The sequence below is a fragment of the Variovorax sp. V35 genome (genome assembly GCF_041154465.1).
Taxonomy (GTDB): domain Bacteria; phylum Pseudomonadota; class Gammaproteobacteria; order Burkholderiales; family Burkholderiaceae_C; genus Variovorax; species Variovorax boronicumulans.
Genome location: NZ_AP028666.1, coordinates 2,836,125 through 2,855,077, shown reverse-complemented (window position 1 = coordinate 2,855,077; position 18,953 = coordinate 2,836,125). Strand labels below are relative to the sequence as shown.

At 69.4% G+C, this 18,953-nt stretch carries 13 protein-coding genes; 7 read left to right on the top strand and 6 right to left on the bottom strand.

Features of this window, described 5'->3' with window-relative positions; all coding sequences use genetic code 11:
- Positions 1–3 precede the first annotated feature (3 nt).
- Positions 4–1,500, top strand: coding sequence for a glycerol kinase GlpK (gene glpK / locus ACAM42_RS13235; protein ID WP_369632273.1), 1,497 nt, complete (start codon positions 4–6; stop codon positions 1,498–1,500).
- 12 nt (positions 1,501–1,512) lie between these two features.
- Here the strand turns inward: glpK and ACAM42_RS13230 are convergent, their stop codons facing one another.
- Positions 1,513–1,977 (bottom strand): SH3 domain-containing protein, encoded by a 465-nt coding sequence (locus ACAM42_RS13230; RefSeq protein WP_095744792.1) that lies wholly within the window; start codon positions 1,975–1,977, stop codon positions 1,513–1,515.
- A 214-nt stretch (positions 1,978–2,191) separates the two neighbouring features.
- Between ACAM42_RS13230 and ACAM42_RS13225 the strand changes: the two genes are divergently transcribed.
- A complete protein-coding gene (locus tag ACAM42_RS13225; RefSeq protein WP_369632762.1) occupies positions 2,192–3,838 on the top strand; it encodes a phosphoethanolamine transferase in 1,647 nt (548 codons plus the stop codon).
- 37 nt (positions 3,839–3,875) lie between these two features.
- Here ACAM42_RS13225 and ACAM42_RS13220 read toward each other — a convergent pair whose 3' ends face one another.
- From ACAM42_RS13220 to ACAM42_RS13205, 4 genes are all read right to left on the bottom strand, one after another.
- Positions 3,876–4,421, bottom strand: coding sequence for a prolyl hydroxylase family protein (locus ACAM42_RS13220; protein ID WP_369632272.1), 546 nt, complete (start codon positions 4,419–4,421; stop codon positions 3,876–3,878).
- A gap of 26 nt (positions 4,422–4,447) precedes the next feature.
- Positions 4,448–5,404: an alpha-E domain-containing protein gene (locus tag ACAM42_RS13215; protein ID WP_369632271.1), complete on the bottom strand. Its 957-nt coding sequence runs from the start codon at positions 5,402–5,404 to the stop codon at positions 4,448–4,450.
- 11 nt (positions 5,405–5,415) lie between these two features.
- Complete coding sequence (locus ACAM42_RS13210) at positions 5,416–6,912, bottom strand: circularly permuted type 2 ATP-grasp protein (RefSeq protein ID WP_062476766.1); 1,497 nt, start codon at positions 6,910–6,912, stop codon at positions 5,416–5,418.
- Positions 6,913–7,010: 98 nt separating this feature from the next.
- Positions 7,011–9,476, bottom strand: a complete 2,466-nt coding sequence (locus ACAM42_RS13205; RefSeq protein WP_369632270.1) for a DNA internalization-related competence protein ComEC/Rec2 — start codon at positions 9,474–9,476, stop codon at positions 7,011–7,013.
- A gap of 121 nt (positions 9,477–9,597) precedes the next feature.
- Between ACAM42_RS13205 and ACAM42_RS13200 the strand changes: the two genes are divergently transcribed.
- Positions 9,598–13,101 carry a DUF2126 domain-containing protein gene (locus ACAM42_RS13200; RefSeq protein WP_369632269.1) on the top strand — a complete coding sequence of 1,168 codons (3,504 nt, stop codon included), beginning with the start codon at positions 9,598–9,600 and terminating at the stop codon, positions 13,099–13,101.
- Between the two features lie 32 nt (positions 13,102–13,133).
- Here ACAM42_RS13200 and ACAM42_RS13195 read toward each other — a convergent pair whose 3' ends face one another.
- On the bottom strand, positions 13,134–13,733 hold the full coding sequence (locus tag ACAM42_RS13195; protein WP_095947346.1) for an ORF6N domain-containing protein: 600 nt from the start codon (positions 13,731–13,733) through the stop codon (positions 13,134–13,136).
- A gap of 130 nt (positions 13,734–13,863) precedes the next feature.
- Between ACAM42_RS13195 and ACAM42_RS13190 the strand changes: the two genes are divergently transcribed.
- From ACAM42_RS13190 to ACAM42_RS13175, 4 genes are read left to right on the top strand one after another with little or no spacing between them, the layout of a single operon-like run.
- Positions 13,864–16,608 (top strand): circularly permuted type 2 ATP-grasp protein, encoded by a 2,745-nt coding sequence (locus tag ACAM42_RS13190; protein ID WP_369632268.1) that lies wholly within the window; start codon positions 13,864–13,866, stop codon positions 16,606–16,608.
- Positions 16,609–16,650: 42 nt separating this feature from the next.
- Positions 16,651–17,472, top strand: a complete 822-nt coding sequence (locus tag ACAM42_RS13185; protein ID WP_369632267.1) for a basic amino acid ABC transporter substrate-binding protein — start codon at positions 16,651–16,653, stop codon at positions 17,470–17,472.
- 15 nt (positions 17,473–17,487) lie between these two features.
- Positions 17,488–18,480 carry a transglutaminase N-terminal domain-containing protein gene (locus tag ACAM42_RS13180; protein ID WP_369632266.1) on the top strand — a complete coding sequence of 331 codons (993 nt, stop codon included), beginning with the start codon at positions 17,488–17,490 and terminating at the stop codon, positions 18,478–18,480.
- Positions 18,477–18,935, top strand: coding sequence for a RidA family protein (locus ACAM42_RS13175; RefSeq protein ID WP_062476784.1), 459 nt, complete (start codon positions 18,477–18,479; stop codon positions 18,933–18,935). The genes ACAM42_RS13180 and ACAM42_RS13175 overlap by 4 nt, the downstream gene beginning before the upstream one ends.
- The last annotated feature ends 18 nt before the right edge of the window (positions 18,936–18,953 follow it).

The following is an 18,953-nucleotide window of genomic DNA, read 5'->3' as shown; positions in this document are numbered from 1 at the left end:
CGAATGACCACCTACCTGCTTGCCCTGGACCAGGGCACCTCCAGCTCGCGCAGCATCGTGTTCGACCGCGAAGGCCGCATCGTCGCCATCGCCCAGAAAGAGCTCACGCAGATCTACCCGCAGCCGGGCTGGGTCGAGCACGACCCGATGGAAATCTGGCGCAGCCAGCTGGCCACCGCGCGCGAGGTGCTGGCCAAGGCGAAGCTGCAGCCCGCCGATATCCACGCCATCGGCATCACCAACCAGCGCGAGACCACCGTGTTGTGGAACCGCGCCACCGGCCAGCCGGTGCACCACGCCATCGTCTGGCAGGACCGCCGCGCCGAACCGCTGTGTGCGCAGCTGCGCGAACAGGGCCTGAGCGACACCATCCGCGAGAAGACCGGCCTGGTGATCGACGCGTATTTCTCGGGCACCAAGCTGCGCTGGCTGCTCGACAACGTGCCCGGCGCGCGCGCCCAGGCCGAACGCGGCGAACTCGCTTTCGGCACGGTCGACAGCTGGCTCATGTGGCAGCTCACCGGCGGCAAGGTGCACGTGACCGACGTGAGCAACGCCTCGCGCACCATGCTCTTCAACGTGCACACGAACGACTGGGACGCCGACCTGCTGAAGGCGCTCGACATCCCCGCCGCGCTGATGCCGAAGGTGCAGCCCTCGAGCTCGCACTTTGCCGACACCGACGCCGCGCTGCTGGGCCACGCGCTGCCCATCGGCGGCGTGGCCGGCGACCAGCAGAGCGCCCTCTTCGGCCAGGCCTGCTTCGAGGCCGGCATGGCCAAGAACACCTACGGCACCGGCTGCTTTTTGCTGATGCACACGGGCGGCGCGTTCCAGCCCTCGCACAACGGCCTGCTCGTGACCAGCGCCGCGCAGACCGACGCGACCTCGCAGTACGCGATGGAGGGCAGCGTGTTCGTCGGCGGTGCCGTGGTGCAGTGGCTGCGCGACGGCCTCAAGGCCATCAAGGGCAGCGCCGAAGTGCAGTCGCTGGCCGAGAGCGTGCCCGACGCCGGCGGCGTGATGATGGTGCCGGCCTTCACCGGCCTGGGCGCGCCCTACTGGGACGCGGACGCGCGCGGCACGATCACCGGACTCACGCGCGGCACCACGGTCGCGCACATCGCGCGCGCCGCGCTGGAAAGCATCGCGTACCAAAGCGCCGCACTGCTGCAGGCCATGAGCCGCGACGCGGTGGCCGCGGGCGGCAAGCCCGTGGCCGAGCTGCGCGTGGACGGCGGCGCGAGCGTGAACGACCTGCTGATGCAGTTCCAGGCCGACCTGCTGGGCATTCCCGTGGTACGGCCCGAGGTGGTCGAGACCACCGCGCTGGGCGCGGCCTACCTCGCGGGGCTGTCGACCGGCGTCTACACCGACGCGCGCCAGCTCTCGAAGCTGTGGAAGATCGAGCGCCGCTTCATGCCGACCATGGGCCGCGCGCAGGCCGAGGAATCGATGGCGCGCTGGGAGCGCGCGGTGCGCCAGGCCACAGCGACCTGAGCGCCCTGGGCTTCACCAGCCCCAGAGGGAGCGCTTCAGCACCCAGCCGGTGGCGCCGCCTTCGTGGCGCACCTTCACCCAGTCGCCGCGGCGCTCGAGGGTGCGCAGCACGTCGCCGTACACGGCCTTCTTCACGACCGGGCTGCGCGCGCCGGGCGCGCGGCGCAGCTGCGCGGTCTTCGCCTTCACGACGTGGTGCGGCGTCTTGCTCGTCATCGAACGGAAGACCCAGGCCTTGTCGTTCTCGAAGTCGGTGACCCGCAGCCAGTCGCCCTTGCGGCCGATCACGCGCAGCGGATAACCCCGACTCACGGTCCAGTGCGCCTCGGCGCGCTGGCTGGGGGCAGTGCGCATGTTCAGGGTCTTGACCGCGACACTGACCATCTGCGGCTGCGCGGCAAAGGCGGACGGCAGCACCATCCACGAGAAGAAGAATGCAAGCAGGAGCGCGGGCAGTCGGCGGCTGAATCGGGCCATGGGGCGAGGGTTCCTTTCGAGAAGACACGGGATGTCCGGCAATGCCGGGCGAAGCCCCTCTGGGACCCTGAGCGCGAATAAGTTCCGCGGGGATATCCCTGAGGCGCCGCGCAAAGACCCCGCGAGGGTCGGGACACTGGACGCATGGCCGCAGGGTGCGGGGCAGAATTCGGCCGCCCCTCGACTCCCCGCGCCGCGCTTGACACATCCCGCCATCGACGCCCCGCGTCCTCCCTCCAGCGCCCTGCTGGCCTGTGGCGTGGTCGGCGCGACGCTGCTGGCGCTGATCGCGCTGGGCCACGACGGCCGCCGCATCGCCCAGCTCGCGGTGCTCGCCGCGCCGCCCGTGCTCTGGCTGCTGTGGCCGCTGCACAGCGCGCGCCTGCGGCGCTGGCGCACGGCGCTCGTGTGGCTCTGGGTGATGGGCTTCGGCCTGGACGCCGTGGTCCGCGCCTACCTGCTCGACACCTACCAGGCCGCGCCCGACAGCGCCATGGTGCTGGGCGCCGCGGCCAACACCAACGCACGCGAAAGCGCCGAGTACCTGCGCATGCACTGGCGCTCCGCCGTCGTCTGGTCGGCCGCGCTCGTGGCGGCGGGCCTGCTGGCAGGCCTGTTCGCGCGACGCGGTGCCACGGCGCCGCATGCGCGGCGGCCGTTCTGGGCGCGCTCGCTGCTGCTCCTCATCCTGCTCGCCGCTTGCGTCGCCTACGTGAGCAAGCCCTGGCGCCGGCTGCACCCGGTCGTCTTCTGGACCCAGTGGTCGCAGTCGCTGCACGACCAGCGCGCCGCCTGGGCCGACCAGCAGAAGACCCGCGATGCGCAGATGGCCCAGGCCCGGCAGATCGCACCGGTGATCACGCGCGAGGGGCCGTCCACCGTCGTGCTCGTCATCACCGACAGCATCAACCGCGACAACATGGGCCTGTACGGCTACGGCCGCCCGACCACGCCGCGCCTGCAGGCACACAAGGCGCAGGAGGGCGACCGCATGGCCGTGCTGCGCAACGCGTGGTCGGTCGACGCGAGCACCCTGCCCGCGCTGCGCAACATGTTCCATTTCGGCCAGCCCGCGAATGGAAACGACGGGAACAGCGGGAACGGCAACAGCCCGCCCCACCTGCTGGCCCTGGCGCGCGCCGCCGGCTACAAGGTCTGGTGGATCAGCAACCACGACGACCTCGCCATCGAGCAGCAGCACGCGCGCTACGCCGACGTGGTCGACATGGTGAACCGCACGCCGGGCCGCGCCAGCGCCTCGCTCGACGGCGAGATCCTCGACTGCGTGCAGGAGGCCTTTGCCGACACCAGCACCGAGCGCAAGCTCATCGTGGTCCACCTGATGGGCGCGCACCCGCACTACAGCCTGCGCTTTCCCGAGAACGCCAACCCCTTCGACGACAGCGTCGACGCGGTCGAGAACGGGCTCGTCAAGGACGGCCGCTCGGCCTGGGTGCGCCACTTCCGCCAGGAGTACGACGCCGCCCTGCTGTACCACGACTTCGTGGTGTCGGAACTGCTGCAGCAGACCCGCAGCACCGGCAAGCCGGAAGACTACCGCGCCTGGATGTACCTGTCGGACCACGGTCAGGAAGTCGGCCACGGCAGCGACCGCGCGGGCCACAGCCCCGCGACCGCCTCGGGCTACCGCATCCCGGCCGTCGTCTGGCGCAACCGCGAGCCACTGCCCACCGGCGCCGCCACGCAGCAGCCCTTTCGCGCGGACTGGGCCGGCTGGAGCCTGATGGACCTGCTGGGCATCCGCTGGAGCGGACAGAAGGCCGAGCGCAATGTGCTGGGCGACAGCTACCGGTGGCAGGCGCCGGAGATTCCGGTGGTGGTGGAGTCGTTTTCGCGCTGAAGCGCCAAAGCTGCCGACGGCCTGCGATGCAGCGCGCTCAAACGGCGTTGCCGTACATCACATCGGAGCGCAACACGTACTTGGTTCCGGATTCGATGGCGGCGCCTTCATGCCACGTGTCGTGGATGAACAGCAGGGCCGCTCCGGCTTCTGGCTTGACGCGGAACTCGCGAAAGTCGGTGTCGCCTCCCGTGAAGCCGTCGTTCAGGTAGACGAGCAGCGTGAGCTGGCTCGTCAGCCCGTCTTCATGCCACGGCCCGTCCTTGTGCATCTTGAAGCGCTGGCCGGGCGAGTATTTGTAGAAGCGAAGCTCCTTCGGCAGGCCCTTGGGCACCTGTCCAGCGACCTCGGGCAACACGACCTGCCCCAACCGAGCCCACAGCAGCTCGACCCATTCCGACGATGGCAGCATCGCGCGTTCGTTGTTGCGGATGGTCGGCATGGCCTTCGGTCCGTCGGCGGTGCGAACGCCGGCCGAGGCGAAACCTTCGCGCTCGGCCAGGGAGATCAGTTGCTCGCATTCTTCGGGCTCAAGAAAGCCCTCGATGGAAAAGGCCCGCGGCGAATAGGCTGTCACCCGCATAGGCACAGGCGCAGCGATCCGTTCGCTCAGTGCGCCGGCACCAGGAAGTCCTGACTGATGCGCCCGCCCAGTTCGTTCACCCGGTCGAGGAACTGCGTGAGGTAGGCGTGCAGGCCCGTCGCCAGGATCTCGTCGACGCGCGCGTACTGCAGGTCGGCCAGCAGCTTGCCGGCGCGGCGCTGCGTTTCGGCGCTCTGCTCGTTCTGCACCTTCGCCAGGTTGGCGACCACCTCGGCCAGGCTCGCGTGCAGCGAGCGCGGCATATCGGCGCGAAGAATCAGCAGCTCGGCCACGCGCTCGGGCTTGATCACGTCGCGGTACACCTTGCGGTACACCTCGAAGGCCGAGACGCTGCGCAGGATCGCGCTCCAGTGATAGAAGTCGTACTCTTGGTCTTCCTCGGTGGCGGCACCGAAGAATTCGCTGTTGAGCGCGTGGAACTTCACGTCGACCAGGCGCGCCGTGTTGTCGGCGCGCTCCAAAAAGGTGCCCAGGCGCGAGAAGTAGAACGCCTCATCTTGGAGCATCGTGCCCAGCGTGACGCCGCGCGACAGGTGCGAGCGGAACTTGACCCACTCGAAGAACTGGCCCGGGTCGCGCTCGAAATCGCCGGCGCGCAGCATGCGATTCACTTCGAGCCAGGTGGTGTTCTGCGTTTCCCAAGCCTCGGTGGTGAGCGCGCCGCGCACGGCACGCGCATTCTCGCGGGCGGCCTTCAGGCAGGAGACGATCGACGACGGATTGCTCTCGTCCTTGACCATGAACTCCATGACCTCGTTGGGCGTGATCTGGTCGTACTTCTTGCTGTACCAGGGCAGCAATTCGCTGATCGAGAGCACGCCCTGCCAGCCGTACTTGGCAACCTCGGCCGACTGCGGCAGCAGCGAGGTCTGGTAGTTGACGTCGAGCATGCGCGCCGTGTTCTCGGCGCGCTCGGTGTAGCGCGACATCCAGTAGAGGTGGTCTGCGGTGCGGGACAGCATCGTGGGTGCTCCTACTGCGATTGGCTTTGCGACTGCGTGGCCGCCTTCGGCTTGGCCGTGCGGTCCGCTTCGAGAATCCAGGTGTCCTTGGTGCCGCCGCCCTGCGACGAGTTGACCACCAGCGACCCCTCCTTGAGCGCCACGCGCGTGAGGCCGCCGGGCACCATCTGCACCTCGCTGCCCGAGAGCACGAAGGGGCGCAGGTCGATGTGGCGCGGCGCGATGCCGGCGTCGACGAAGGTCGGCGAGGTCGACAGGCTCAGCGTGGGCTGGGCGATGTAGCCGTCGGGCTTGGCGATGACGGCCTTCTTGAAGTCTTCGATCTCGGCCTGCGTGGCGGCCGGGCCGATGAGCATGCCGTAGCCGCCGGCGCCATGCACCTCCTTGACGACCAGGTCCTTCATGTTGTCGAGCGTGTACTGCAGCTCGTCCTTGTTGCGGCACATGTAGGTGGGCACGTTCTTCAGGATCGGCTTCTCGCCGAGGTAGAACTCGACCATCTTCGGCACGTAGGGGTAGATCGACTTGTCGTCGGCCACGCCGGTGCCCACGGCATTGCAGATCACGACGTTGCCCTGGCGGTAGGCGCGCATGAGGCCCGCGCAGCCGAGGGTGGAGGTCGGGCGGAACACCTCGGGGTCGAGGAAGTCGTCGTCGACGCGGCGGTAGATCACATCGACCCGCACCGGGCCGCGCGTGGTGCGCATGTAGACGAAGTCGTCCTTCACGAACAGGTCTTGCCCCTCGACCAGTTCCACGCCCATCTGCTGGGCCAGGAAGGCGTGCTCGAAGTAGGCGCTGTTGTACATGCCGGGCGTGAGCACCACCACCGTGGGCTCGGCCGTGGCCGGCGGCGCGCTGGCGCGCAGGGTTTCGAGCAGCAGGTCGGGGTAGTGGGCGACCGGCGCGATGCGGTTCTGGTTGAAGAGCTCCGGGAAGAGCCGCATCATCATCTTGCGGTTCTCGAGCATGTAGCTCACGCCGCTGGGCACACGCAGGTTGTCTTCGAGCACGTAGTACTCGCCGTTGCCCTGGGCATCGGGGGCGCGCACGATGTCGATGCCCGAGATGTTCGAGTAGACGTTGTGCGGCACGTTCACGCCCATCATCTCGGGACGGAACTGGGCGTTGTTCAGGATCTGCTCGGCCGGGATGATGCCGGCCTTGATGATTTCCTGGTCGTGGTACACGTCGTACAGGAAGCGGTTGAGCGCCGTGACGCGTTGCACCAGCCCCTTTTCCATGCTCTCCCACTCGTGGGAGGGAATGATCCGGGGCAGCAGGTCGAACGGGATCAGCCGCTCGGTGCCGGAGCCGTCCTCGTCCTTGGCGCCGTACACCGCGAAGGTGATGCCGACCCGGCGGAAAATCATTTCCGCCTCTTCACGCCGCGATCGCATCACCTCACCGGGTTGCTTCGCAAGCCATTGGTCGTAGCGCTTGTAGTGCTGTCGGATTGCAGCGCCCGCATAGGGGAGCTGCTCATACATCTCGTCGAATTTGTGCATGGAACGACCAATCTCCTTGAGCCATAGCTTAGCAAGTTCGAGGCCAGTAGAAGCCCTAGGTTTGGGCCCGATGCGAGGGCATTTCGCATTTCGGACCGTCATGGCATGCGGTGGCGCCAGTAGCGCAGGTCGTGCGCGCGTTCACACTTCACCTCGGCCGGCGCCGGGCTCGCCCAGTGGGCGGCGCCGCAGCGGGGACTGTCGATCACCCGCACGCCGCGTTCGACATAGCGCGCCACCACCTCGGGCGCGGGGTGGCCGAAGCGGCTGCGGTAGCCGGCCTGCACGAGCGCAATGCGCGGGCGCACGGCATCCAGAAAAAGCTCGCTCGACGAAGTCTTGCTGCCGTGGTGCGGCACCAGCAGCACGTCGGCCGCAAGCCCGGGCGAGCGCGACACCAGCGCGGCCTCCTGCAGCCGTTCGATATCGCCCGCCAATAGAACCGTGGCACGGCCGTTGCCGATGCGCAGCACGCACGACACGGCATTGGGCCGCGTGAAGCCGAGGTAGTCGCTGTCATAGGGAAACAGCACCTCGAAGTCGACGCCGTCCCAGGTCCAGCGCTGCCCGGCCTCGCAGCGGCGCGCGGGGCGCAGCGCCTGCAGCGGATGCCCGGCCTCGATGGAACTCAGCAGCGCCGCCTGCGGCTGCATGGCGAGCACGGCGGGGGCGCCGCCGGTGTGGTCGATATCGCGGTGGCTCAGCAGGAGCATGTCAAGCCGTTCGCCCCGCGCGCGCAGCAGGGGCACGAGCACGCGGTGGCCCGCGTCGCTGTCGAGCCCGTAGCGCGGGCCGGCGTCGTACAGCAGGCTGTGCGTGGCGGTGCGCACGAGCACCGCGTTGCCCTGCCCAATGTCGGCGGCGAGCAGGTCGAACTCACCCACGGCGGGCCGCGTCGGCTGCCACAGCAGCACCGGCAACAGCAGCGGCAGGCCGAGCGCGCGCATCGACCACGGCAGGCGCATCGCCAGCAGCACGCCACCCATCACGCCGCCTGCGGCCAGCCATGGCGGCGGCGCGGCCATCGACAGCGTGGCGAACGGCAGGCCAGCGAGCGCCTGCAGCAACAGCGCGAACAGCTTCACCGCCCCAGCGGCCACGTCCCACAGCGGCGGCACCGCCACGCCGAGCATCGCCAGCGGCGTGATCACCAGCGTCACCCACGGGATCGCGAGCGCGTTGGCCACCAGCCCGACCGCCGACACCTGCTGGAACAGCAGCAGGCTCAGCGGCGCGAGCGCCAGCGTGATGGTCCATTGCTCGCGAAAGAAGCGGCCCAGGCGCGTGAGCGCGCCCACCCGCCCCTCGCCCGGCACAGCCGTGGCGGAGGCGAACAGCACCGCCACCGCCACGAAGCTGAGCCAGAAGCCGGCCTGCAGCAGCGCCCACGGATCGGCGGCCACCACGACCGCCGCCGTCAGCAGCCAGACGTGCGGCCACGGCCAGCGCCGGCCGGTCAGGCGCAGCAGCGCCACGGCCGCAAGCATCCAGACCGTGCGCTGCGAGGGCACACCCCAGCCGCTGAAGAGCGCGTAGAGCGCGGCCAGCCCCACGCCGCCCGCGAGTGCGGCCTGTTGTGCGGGCAGCCGCAGCATGAGCCGGCTGCTGCGCCGCCAGAGCGCGCCGACCACATGCGCCGCGAACCACGCGAACAGGGTGATGTGCAGGCCCGAGATCGACATCAGGTGCGCGACGCCGGTGGCGCGAAACACGTCCCAGTCGGCGCGGTCGATGGCGCCCTGGTCGCCGGTGACCAGCGCGGCGATCACGCCGGCCTGGCGCCGGTCGTCCACGCGGGCGAAGACCGCATCGCGCACGGCCTCGCGCGCCCGCTCGATCGGGTGCCGCCACGTCGTACCCAGCAGGCGCGGCGCGGGGTCGCGCGCCCCGGCCCGCACATGGCCTTGGGCATGCACGCCCTGCTCCCACGCCCACAGCTCGCTGTCGAAGCCATGCGGATTGAGGTTGCCGTGCGGCGCGCGCAGGCGCACGGTCAGTTGCCAGCGCTGGCCGGCGTGCACCTCGCCCACGGTGCGCGCGACGGATGCGCGACGTTCGGCGGGCTGCTCCCACATCCCGCTGTACTCGCCGTACCAGGCGAGCGCGATGCGCGGCGGCACCGTCGGCGGCGCCTCATCGGAGGCATCGGCCCACTGCGCCGTCTCCACATCGAAACGGAAGCGCGTTCCGATCTCGCCGGGCTGCGGCATCTGCGAGACCACGCCTGTGAGCCGCAGGTCGCGCCCTTCCAGTTGCGGCTCCAGCGCCCCGTTTGCATAGGCCGTCGCGCGCCATCCGGCGAGCCCCGCGCCGGCCATCGCACCGCAGGCCAGCGACAGCATCAGCACGAACAGCCGAGGCCCACGCCACCGCCACAACAGCCATCCACCGCCGAGCCCCGCCAGCAGCAACGCGACGTAGACACCCGCCGCCCACAACAGCGGCTGACGCAGTTGCACCGCCGCGCCGAGCAGCGTACCGCCCAGCGCAACGAAGGCCCCCGACCCACCCGCGACAGCCTCGGACGCACGCCGCGACTGCCCTCCCCACACCCCGGAATCCATGATGCAAACCCTCCCCCAACCCACGCTCGATGGCGCGTTAATTGCTTGGCAACTGGGCTAGTATGCGTCTCACCAGAGACATCTTTTCGATGCAACCTCGCTGCACTGCACGCCCCTACGCATGTCCATCCACGCCGCACTCCACCACGTCACCCACTACACATACGACCGCCTGGTGCAGTTGGGCCCGCAAGTCGTGCGACTGCGCCCCGCGCCCCATTGCCGCAGCAATGTGATCTCGTACTCGCTGCGGGTCGAACCGGCCGAGCACTTCGTCAACTGGATGCAGGACCCGTTCGCCAACTACCAGGCGCGGCTCGTGTTCCCCGAGAAGACGCGCGAGTTCAAGGTCACGGTCGACCTCGTGGTCGAGATGGCGGTCTACAACCCCTTCGACTTCTTCCTGGAGCCGCAGGCCGAGAACTTCCCCTTCAAGTACACGGCCTCGCAGGCCGAAGAGCTGGCGCCCTACCTCGTCACCGAGAAGCCCACGCCGCTGCTGCAGGCCTACCTCGACAGGATCGAGCGCAAGGAACAGCGCACCATCGACTTCCTGGTCGGCATCAACCAGCAGGTGCAGAAGGACGTCAGCTACCTCATCCGCATGGAGCCCGGCGTGCAGACGCCGGAAGAAACGCTGAGCAACGGCAGCGGCTCCTGCCGCGACTCGGGCTGGCTGCTGGTGCAACTGCTGCGCCACTGCGGCCTGGCCGCGCGCTTCGTGTCGGGCTATCTGATCCAGCTCACGCCCGACGTGAAGGCCCTCGACGGCCCCAGCGGCACCACGGTCGACTTCACCGACCTGCACGCCTGGTGCGAGGTGTTCCTGCCGGGCGCCGGCTGGATCGGCCTGGACGCCACCTCGGGCCTGCTCGCCGGCGAAGGCCACATCCCGCTGGCCTGCACGCCCACGCCTTCCAGCGCCGCGCCCATCGAGGGCGGCGTCGACGAGTCCGAGGTCGAGTTCAGCCACGAGATGAAGGTCACGCGCATCTACGAATCGCCGCGCGTCACCAAGCCCTACACCGAAGAACAATGGGCCGAGGTGCTCGCGCTCGGCGACGCGGTCGATGCGCGCCTCGTGGCCGGCGACGTGCGCCTGACGATGGGCGGCGAGCCCACCTACGTGGCCACCAGCGACCGCGACGCGCCCGAATGGAACACCGACGCGCTCGGCCCCACCAAGCGCGGCTACGCCACCGAGCTCGTGCACAAGCTGCGCGCCGAGTACGGCCAGGGCGGCTTCCTGCATTTCGGCCAGGGCAAGTGGTACCCGGGCGAGCAGCTGCCGCGCTGGGCGCTGTCGATCTTCTGGCGCGCCGACGGCCAGACGCTGTGGCAAGACCCCGAGCTGTTCGCCGACGAACGCTTTCCCACGCACTACACGAGCGAGGACGCGCGCCGCTTCACCACCGTGCTGGCGCACAAGCTGGGCCTCACCGAGCGCTACATCCAGCCCGGCTACGAGGACACCTATTACTACCTGTGGCGCGAACGCCGCCTGCCGGTGAACGTCGACCCCTTCGACTCCAAGCTGGACGACGAACTCGAACGCGTGCGCCTGCGCCGCGTGTTCACGCAGAAGCTCGACGCGGTGATCGGCTACATGCTGCCCATCGAACCCGGCAACGCCAACAGCGACACGCCCGCGCTCGCCGGCCCCGGCTGGAAGACCGGCCCCTGGTTCCTGCGCGACGACCGCCTGTTCCTGATCCCGGGCGATTCGCCCATGGGCTACCGCCTGCCGCTCGACTCGCAGCCGTGGGCGAGCAAGGGCGACTACCCCTACCTCATCGAGCGCGACCCGACCGCGCCGCGCGCCGCGTTGCCCAGCGCGTCCGACTACCGCGCGCGCTATGCCACCGCCACCCCGGTGGCCGGCGCCGACCTGGGCGAGGTGCCCTACACCTTCGGCACGCCGCCCGTGATGGCCGCGTCGCTGCGCATGCAGAGCCCCGGCGATGCGGCGAAGGGCGATGCAGCAGCTGCTTCTGCCGATGCCGCCACGCCCGCCACGCGCCAGCCGCTGCGCGGCGAATCGGCCCACTGGGTCACGCGCACCGCGCTGTGCGTCGAGGTGCGCGACCCGCGCCGCGCCAACGGCCCGGCGGCCGAGAAAAAGGGCAGCGCCTCAGGCGTGCTCTACGTCTTCATGCCGCCGCTGGCACGCCTGGAGGACTACCTCGACCTCGTCGCCGCCGTCGAAGCCACCGCGCAGCAGCTCGGCGTGCGCATCGTGATGGAAGGCTATCCGCCGCCACGCGATCCGCGCCTGAAGATGCTGGCCGTGACGCCCGACCCGGGCGTGATCGAGGTCAACATTCACCCGGCCCACAACTGGAAGGAACTCGTCGACCACACCGAGTTCCTCTACAACGCCGCGTTCGAGACGCGCCTGTCGGCCGAGAAGTTCATGACCGACGGCCGCCACACCGGCACCGGCGGCGGCAACCACTTCGTGATGGGCGGCGCCACGCCCGCCGACAGCCCCTTCCTGCGCCGGCCCGAGCTGCTGGCCAGCCTGCTGCTGTACTGGCACAACCACCCCTCGCTGAGCTACCTGTTCTCGGGCATGTTCATCGGCCCGACGAGCCAGGCGCCGCGCGTGGACGAGGCGCGCAACGACCAGGTCTACGAACTGGAAATTGCGCTGAAGGAGATCGCCAAGAACCGCGAGATCTACGGCCAGAACATGCCCGCGTGGCTGGTCGACCGCACGCTGCGCAACATCCTGATCGACGTGTCGGGCAACACGCACCGCAGCGAGTTCTGCATCGACAAGCTCTACTCGCCCGACTCCAGCACCGGCCGCCTCGGCCTCCTGGAGCTGCGCGCCTTCGAGATGCCGCCGCATGCGCGCATGAGCATCGCGCAGCAGCTGCTGATCCGCGCGCTGGTCGCCCGCTTCTGGGACGCGCCCTACCAGGCGCCCGTGACCCGCTGGGGCACCGAGCTGCACGACCGCTTCCTGCTGCCGACCTTCGTCAAGATGGACTTCGACGACGTCATCAGCGAGATGCGCCAGGCCGGCTTTGCCTTCGATGCCGACTGGTTCGCGCCGCACTTCGAGTTCCGCTTCCCGCTCGTGGGCCAGATGCAGTCGATGGGCGTGGAGCTGTCGCTGCGCAACGCGCTGGAGCCCTGGCACGTGATGGGCGAGGAAGGCTCGGCCGGCGGCACCGTGCGCTATGTCGATTCGTCGCTGGAGCGCATCGAGGTGCGCGTGACCGGACTGAACGAAAGCCGCCACGTCGTCACCGTCAACGGCAAGGTGCTGCCGCTGCAGCCCACGGGCGTCACCGGCGAATTCGTCGCGGGCGTGCGCTACAAGGCCTGGAACCCGCCCTCGGCGCTGCACCCGAGCATCCCGGCCCACGCACCGCTGACCTTCGACCTCGTCGACACCTGGATGAAGCGCTCGCTGGGCGGCTGCCAGTACTTCGTCGCCCACCCGGGCGGCCGCAACTACGACACCTTCCCGGTCAACGCCTACGAGGCCGAGAGCCGCCGCCACTCGCGCTTCACGCGCACCGGCCACACGCCGGGCCTGCTGCGCACGCCGCCGGCCACCATCGAGCTGCCGGGCAGCCGGGAGTTTCCGTTCACGCTGGACCTGCGGCGCTGAGGCTCGAGGTGGGCTCTGTTCGTGCGGGGCGCTTATTGCTTGCCGCGCGCCTTCGGAGCCTTCTTCTCATCGGGCGTCACAAAGCCGATGGGCCGCCTGGGCGGATCGGGTGGCGTCGTCAGCGCCTTGATGGCATCGAAGACCTGACGCAGCTGGTTGCGCGTGTTGCTGCTGAACGATTCCTGCCGCATGTCGATCAGCTCGGTCTTTTCTTCCAGCTCGCTCAAGCGCCTGGCCAGGTCCTGGTGCGTGGTGACCAGCGCCCGTACCCGCACGAAGGTGCGCATGATCTCGATGTTGACCGCAATGGCGCGCGGGCTGCCAAGCACCGAGGACAGCATCGCCACGCCCTGCTCGGTGAACACGTAGGGTGCCGTGCGTCGGCCGCCACGGCCGGTGTTTGAGGTCACAGTTTGTGACCTCAAAGCCGCCCACTCCTCAGGCGAAAGCTGGAACATGAAATCGGCCGGAAAGCGCTCGGCATTGCGCTTGACCGCCTGCACCAGCACCTTGGTCTGCACGTCGTAGAGCACCGCCAGATCGGAATCCAGCATCACGCGCTGCTCTCGCAATGACAGGATGCGGCTCTCGATATGTGGTTGCAGCGGTGAGTTGGGGGATGCCGCGCTCATGTGAAGAGATGAATTGGTTTTTTTTGATTATGGCTACCGCTGTTCATGTACGGACCTTCGACGCCTTCATTTCGCCTCGCGAGACGGTGCGCGGAGGCCCCGGTGACGGTGATGTGACAATCTCCCCCCTGTGGAACCCCTGAACGAATCCCTGTTCGACGCCCAGGCCCCGGAGCATCCGGCAGCGCTGGCGTCTTCGCTCGCGCCGGCGGCCCTGCCTGGGCATTTCGACGAATTGCGGGGACAGGCGACGCCCGCGGCGCCCTCGCGGCCGGTGGCGGGCGCGGCCCCGGCGCCCGCCGCGGCCCCACTGCTGTACGACGCCGCCGAGGAGCGACCGGCTCCGTCGCAATCGCAATCCCAGTCACAGTCCTCCTCGCAATCACAGGCACAGGAACCTTCACCCTCCGGCGACCAGCCCCCGCTCACCCCCGCCTGGAACGCCTTCTTCGAACAGCTCGGCCCCGGTGGCATCAACGACCTGCCGCGGCGCGCGGTCAGCCTGGAGCGGCAGATCCGCGACAACGGCGTCACCTACAACGTGTACGCCGACGCCAACGGCCCGCAACGGCCGTGGTCGCTCGACCTGTTCCCGCTGATCGTCTCGCCCGAGAGCTGGGCCCAGATCGAGGCCGGCGTGCAGCAGCGCGTGCGCGTGCTCGACCGCGTGATGGCCGACGCCTACGGCCCGCAGCAGCTGCTGGCCGAGGGCCTGCTGCCGCCGGCGCTGGTGCGCGGTCACCCGGGCTACCTGCGCGCGCTGCACGGCGTGAAGCCGGCGGGCGACACCTGGCTGCACATCGCCGCCTTCGACCTCGCGCGCGGCCCCGACGGCAACTGGTGGGTGGTCTCGCAGCGCACGCAGGCGCCTTCGGGCCTGGGCTACCTGCTGGAGAACCGGCTCGCGATCACGCGGCAGTTTCCGCAGGCCTTCGAGGCGCTGCAGGTGCAGCGGCTGGCCGCCACCTACAGCGCCATGATGGAAGGCCTGCAGCGCATGTGCCCCTCGGGCTCGCCGCCGCACATCGCGCTGCTCACGCCGGGCCCGTACAACGAGACCTACTTCGAGCACGCCTACCTGGCGCGCTACCTGGGCCTGACGCTGGTCGAGGGCAGCGACCTCACGGTGCGCGACCAGCGCCTGTACCTGAAGACGCTGCAGGGCCTGCGCCCGGTGCACGGCCTCATCAAGCGGCTCGACGACCAGTTCCTCGACCCGCTGGAGCTGCGCCCCGACTCCACGCTCGGCGTGCCCGGCCTGCTGCAGGCGATCCGCGCGGGTAACCTGCTGGTGGCCAACATGCCGGGCTCGGCGTTCCTCGAATCGCCCGCGCTGCTGGGCTTCCTGCCGGGGCTGGCGCTGCGGCTCATCGGTGAAAAACTCAAGCTGCCGGCACTGCCGACCTGGTGGTGCGGTGAACGCGCCTCGCTCGAGGCCGTGCTGCCGCAGCTGGGCGAGAGTGCCATCAAGCCGACCTACCCCGGCTTCCAGGGGCGCTCCAGTTTCGACGCCGTGTTCGGCAGCCAACTCGGCCGCCGTGAAATCGACGAATGGGCCGGCCGCATCGTGCGCGAGGGCGACGTCCACACGGTGCAGGGCTACCTGCCGCTGTCGCAGATGCCGACCTGGGCCAGCGACCTCGGCCCCGGCCACATCGCGCCACGCGCGCTGATGCTGCGCGTGTTCGCGGTGAGCGACGGCCCGCAGTCGTGGCGCGTGCTGCCCGGCGGGCTGGCGCGCCTGGCGGGCCCCGATGCGCAGATCGCCTCGATGCAGCGCGGCGGCAGCAGCGCCGACGTCTGGGTGCAGACGCACGGCGAGGTCGACCGCACCACGCTGCTGCAGCCGCACGCCACGCCGGCCTCGCTCGCGCGGCACCGCGCGCCGGTCACCAGCCGCGCGGCCGAGAACATGTTCTGGCTCGGCCGCTACACCGAGCGCGCCGAGAACGCGGTGCGCCTGGCGCGGCTCACACTCAACCTGCTGGGCAGCGAAGACCAGTCGTCGCGCCCGCTGCTCGAATGGCTGCACCGCATGGCGGTGCGCAATGCACTCGTGCCCGCCGAGGCGCCGAGCGCGCCGCAGTCACGCCGCGTGTTCGAACGCGCGTTGATCGCCGAGCTGGGCGACGTCGACCACGGCGGCAGCGTCGGCTACAGCCTGCGCAGCATCCGGCAGGCCGCGGCGGCCGTGCGCGAACGGCTGTCGCAGGACAACTGGAACCAGATCGTGCGCGCCGAAAGCGACTTCCTGCGTCGCGCGGCCGAACAGGCCGGCGAAGGCAGCTTTGCCGCCAGCGCCGCCCTGCGCGCGCTCGAATCCGCCAGCACCGCGCTGGCCGCCATGACCGGCGCGCAGACCGACCGCATGACGCGCGACGACGCCTGGCGGCTGCTGTCGATCGGCCGCCACATCGAACGGCTGGGTTTCCTGTCGAGCGCGCTCGAGGCCGGCTTTGCCAACGGCGCCGTGCACGAGGTGAGCGGCTTCGAGGCGATGGTGGCGCTGTTCGACAGCACCATCACCTTCCATGCGCGCTACCAGCAGCGCCGCGACGTCGCCACGCTGGTCGACCTGCTGGTGCTCGACGCCGAGAACCCGCGCTCGCTGGCCTGGGTCACGCAGACCTTGCGCGGGCGCATCGCGCGGCTCGCGGGCAGCGCGCCGGGCAAGCTCACGGCCCTGTCGTACGAGCTGCCCGACCCGGCCACCTGGACGCTCGAACACCTGTGCGCGGCCGGCCCCGGCGCCGACTACCCCGCGCTGGTCGAACTGCTCGCCACCTGCGAGACGGCGGCGTACCACGTGTCGGACGCCATCGGCACGCGCTACTTCACGCTCACCTCGGAATCGCTGCGCTCCGTCGGCGCCTGATTCCACAGATACACACAACGATATTTCGAAGGAGGCATTTCCATGTCCGGCATCGCTCTCAACCGCCGTCTCACTCTGACCGCCGCCAGCCTCCTGGTCGGCCTCGCGCTCGCCGGTTGCGGCAAGCAGGAACCCGCCACGCCCGCAGCCGCCTCGGCGCCGCCGCCCGCTGCCGCGCCGCGCGTGCTGGTCGTGGGCACCGACGCGGCCTACACGCCCTTCGAATCGCAGAACGAAAAGGGCGAGGTCGTGGGCTTCGACATCGATGTGGTGAAGGCCGTCGCGCAGAAGGTCGGCATCGAGGTGAAGTTCGTCAACACGCCGTGGGAAGGCATCTTCAACACGCTCGAGCTGGGCGACCGCGACCTGCTGGTGTCGGCCATCACCATCACGCCCGAGCGCCGCCAGACGATGGACTTCTCGCAGCCCTACTTCGAGGCCCGCCAGCTCATCGCGGTGAAGAGCGACTCGACGGTTGCGAAGTTCGACGACATCAAGAAGCTCAAGGTCGGCGTGCAGAACGGCACCACCGGCGACGAGGTCGTGGGCAAGCTGCTGGGCAAGTCGAGCACCGACATCAAGCGCTTCGAGTCGACGCCGCTGGCGCTCAAGGAACTCGAGGCCGGCGGCGTGCAGGCCGTGGTGGCCGACAACGGCGTGGTGGCCCATTACCTGGCCAACAACCCGGGCGGCGGCTTCAAGACCGTGAGCGACGCCGGCTTCTCGACCGAGCAGTACGGCATCGCCGTGAAGAAGGGCAACGCCGAGCTGCTGGCGAGGATCGACAAGGGCCTGGCCGACATCAAGGCCGACGGCACCTACGCCAAGATCTACGCCTCGCACTTCGGCGCCGAGTCCAAGTAAACAGCGAGCCGCGCGATGCTGCTGCACGTCACCCACGAAACGCGCTACGCGTACGCGCCGGCGGTCGAGACGGCGCAGCACCTGGCGCACCTGCGCCCGCTGGCCACCGCCTCGCAGGAACTCGTGAGCCACCAGCTCACGATCGACCCGGCGCCCGCGCAGCGCAACGAGGTGCCCGACCTGTACGGCAACACGCGCGCCTTCTTCGCGCTCGAGACCACGCACGACCACCTCATCGTCACGGCCGAGAGCGTGGTGAAAACGTCGGCGCCCGTGCTCTCGCCCGCCGTGGCGCGCGAGCTGCCCTGGGAGGCCGTGCGCGAGCGCTTCCGCTTTCGCAAGGACGCGCCGTTCGACCCCGCCTCGGAGTTCGTGTTTCCCTCGCCGTACGTGCCGCGTCACGACGACTTCGTCGCCTACGCGCGCGCCAGCTTCGTGCCCGAGCGTCCCACCTTCGACGTGGCGATGGACCTCACCGAGCGCATGTACCGCGACTTCGCCTACGACGCCGACAGCACCGAGATCAACACCCCCGCCGTCGAGGCCCTGGCGCAGCGCAAGGGCGTGTGCCAGGACTTCGCCCACATCCTCATCGCGTGCTTTCGCGCCATGGGCCTGCCGGCGCGCTACGTGAGCGGCTACCTGCTCACGCAGCCACCGCCGGGCCAGCCGCGCCTGGTGGGCGCCGACGCCTCGCATGCGTGGGTGTCGGTGTATTTGCCCGGCGAGGGCGAAGGCCCCGAGAGCGCAGGTGGCTGGGCCGACTTCGACCCCACCAATGGCCGCCAGCCCGGCGAGGACTACGTCACGCTCGCCATCGGGCGCGACTATTCCGACGTCTCGCCGATGCGCGGCGTGCTGCATGGCGGCGCGCGCCACACGCTGCATGTCGGCGTGACCGTGCAACCCGTGGGGGAAGTGGTGCAGCTGCCGGCGTCGGCGGCGCAAACACAGACACAATCACCCCCGTCATCGTCATCACCATCCTCAGATCAGGAGTCTCCATGAGCGTTTACGACAAGCTTTCCAGCCTCGGCATTTCCCTGCCCCCGGTGTCCGCACCTGCCGCCGCCTACGTGCCCTTCGTGCAGACCGGCAACCTCGTGTTCCTGTCGGGCCACATCGCCAAGAAGGACGGCAAGGTCTGGGTCGGCCAGCTCGGCGCCAACATCGGCACCGACGAAGGCAAGCAGGCCGCACGCGCCATCGCCATCGACCTGCTCGGCACGCTGCACGCGGCCGTGGGCGACCTGAACAAGGTCAAGCGCATCGTCAAGGTGATGAGCCTCGTGAACTCGGTCGGCACCTTCACCGAACAGCACCTGGTGACCAACGGCGCCAGCGAGTTCTTCGCCGAAGTGTTCGGCCCCGAAAAGGGCGCGCATGCACGCAGCGCCTTCGGCGTGGCGCAGATCCCGATGGGCGCCTGTGTCGAGATCGAGCTGATCGCCGAGATCGGCTGATCTTCTTCGGGGCGGCTC

What these genes read in the sequence shown, in the direction of transcription:
- glpK (WP_369632273.1), top strand. Translation starts at nt 4, where the DNA reads ATGACCACCTACCTGCTTGCCCTGGACCAGGGCACCTCCAGCTCGCGC.
- ACAM42_RS13230 (WP_095744792.1), bottom strand. Translation starts at nt 1,977, where the DNA reads ATGGCCCGATTCAGCCGCCGACTGCCCGCGCTCCTGCTTGCATTCTTC.
- ACAM42_RS13220 (WP_369632272.1), bottom strand. Translation starts at nt 4,421, where the DNA reads ATGCGGGTGACAGCCTATTCGCCGCGGGCCTTTTCCATCGAGGGCTTT.
- ACAM42_RS13215 (WP_369632271.1), bottom strand. Translation starts at nt 5,404, where the DNA reads ATGCTGTCCCGCACCGCAGACCACCTCTACTGGATGTCGCGCTACACC.
- ACAM42_RS13210 (WP_062476766.1), bottom strand. Translation starts at nt 6,912, where the DNA reads ATGCACAAATTCGACGAGATGTATGAGCAGCTCCCCTATGCGGGCGCT.
- ACAM42_RS13205 (WP_369632270.1), bottom strand. Translation starts at nt 9,476, where the DNA reads ATGGATTCCGGGGTGTGGGGAGGGCAGTCGCGGCGTGCGTCCGAGGCT.
- ACAM42_RS13200 (WP_369632269.1), top strand. Translation starts at nt 9,598, where the DNA reads ATGTCCATCCACGCCGCACTCCACCACGTCACCCACTACACATACGAC.
- ACAM42_RS13195 (WP_095947346.1), bottom strand. Translation starts at nt 13,733, where the DNA reads ATGAGCGCGGCATCCCCCAACTCACCGCTGCAACCACATATCGAGAGC.
- ACAM42_RS13185 (WP_369632267.1), top strand. Translation starts at nt 16,651, where the DNA reads ATGTCCGGCATCGCTCTCAACCGCCGTCTCACTCTGACCGCCGCCAGC.
- ACAM42_RS13180 (WP_369632266.1), top strand. Translation starts at nt 17,488, where the DNA reads ATGCTGCTGCACGTCACCCACGAAACGCGCTACGCGTACGCGCCGGCG.
- ACAM42_RS13175 (WP_062476784.1), top strand. Translation starts at nt 18,477, where the DNA reads ATGAGCGTTTACGACAAGCTTTCCAGCCTCGGCATTTCCCTGCCCCCG.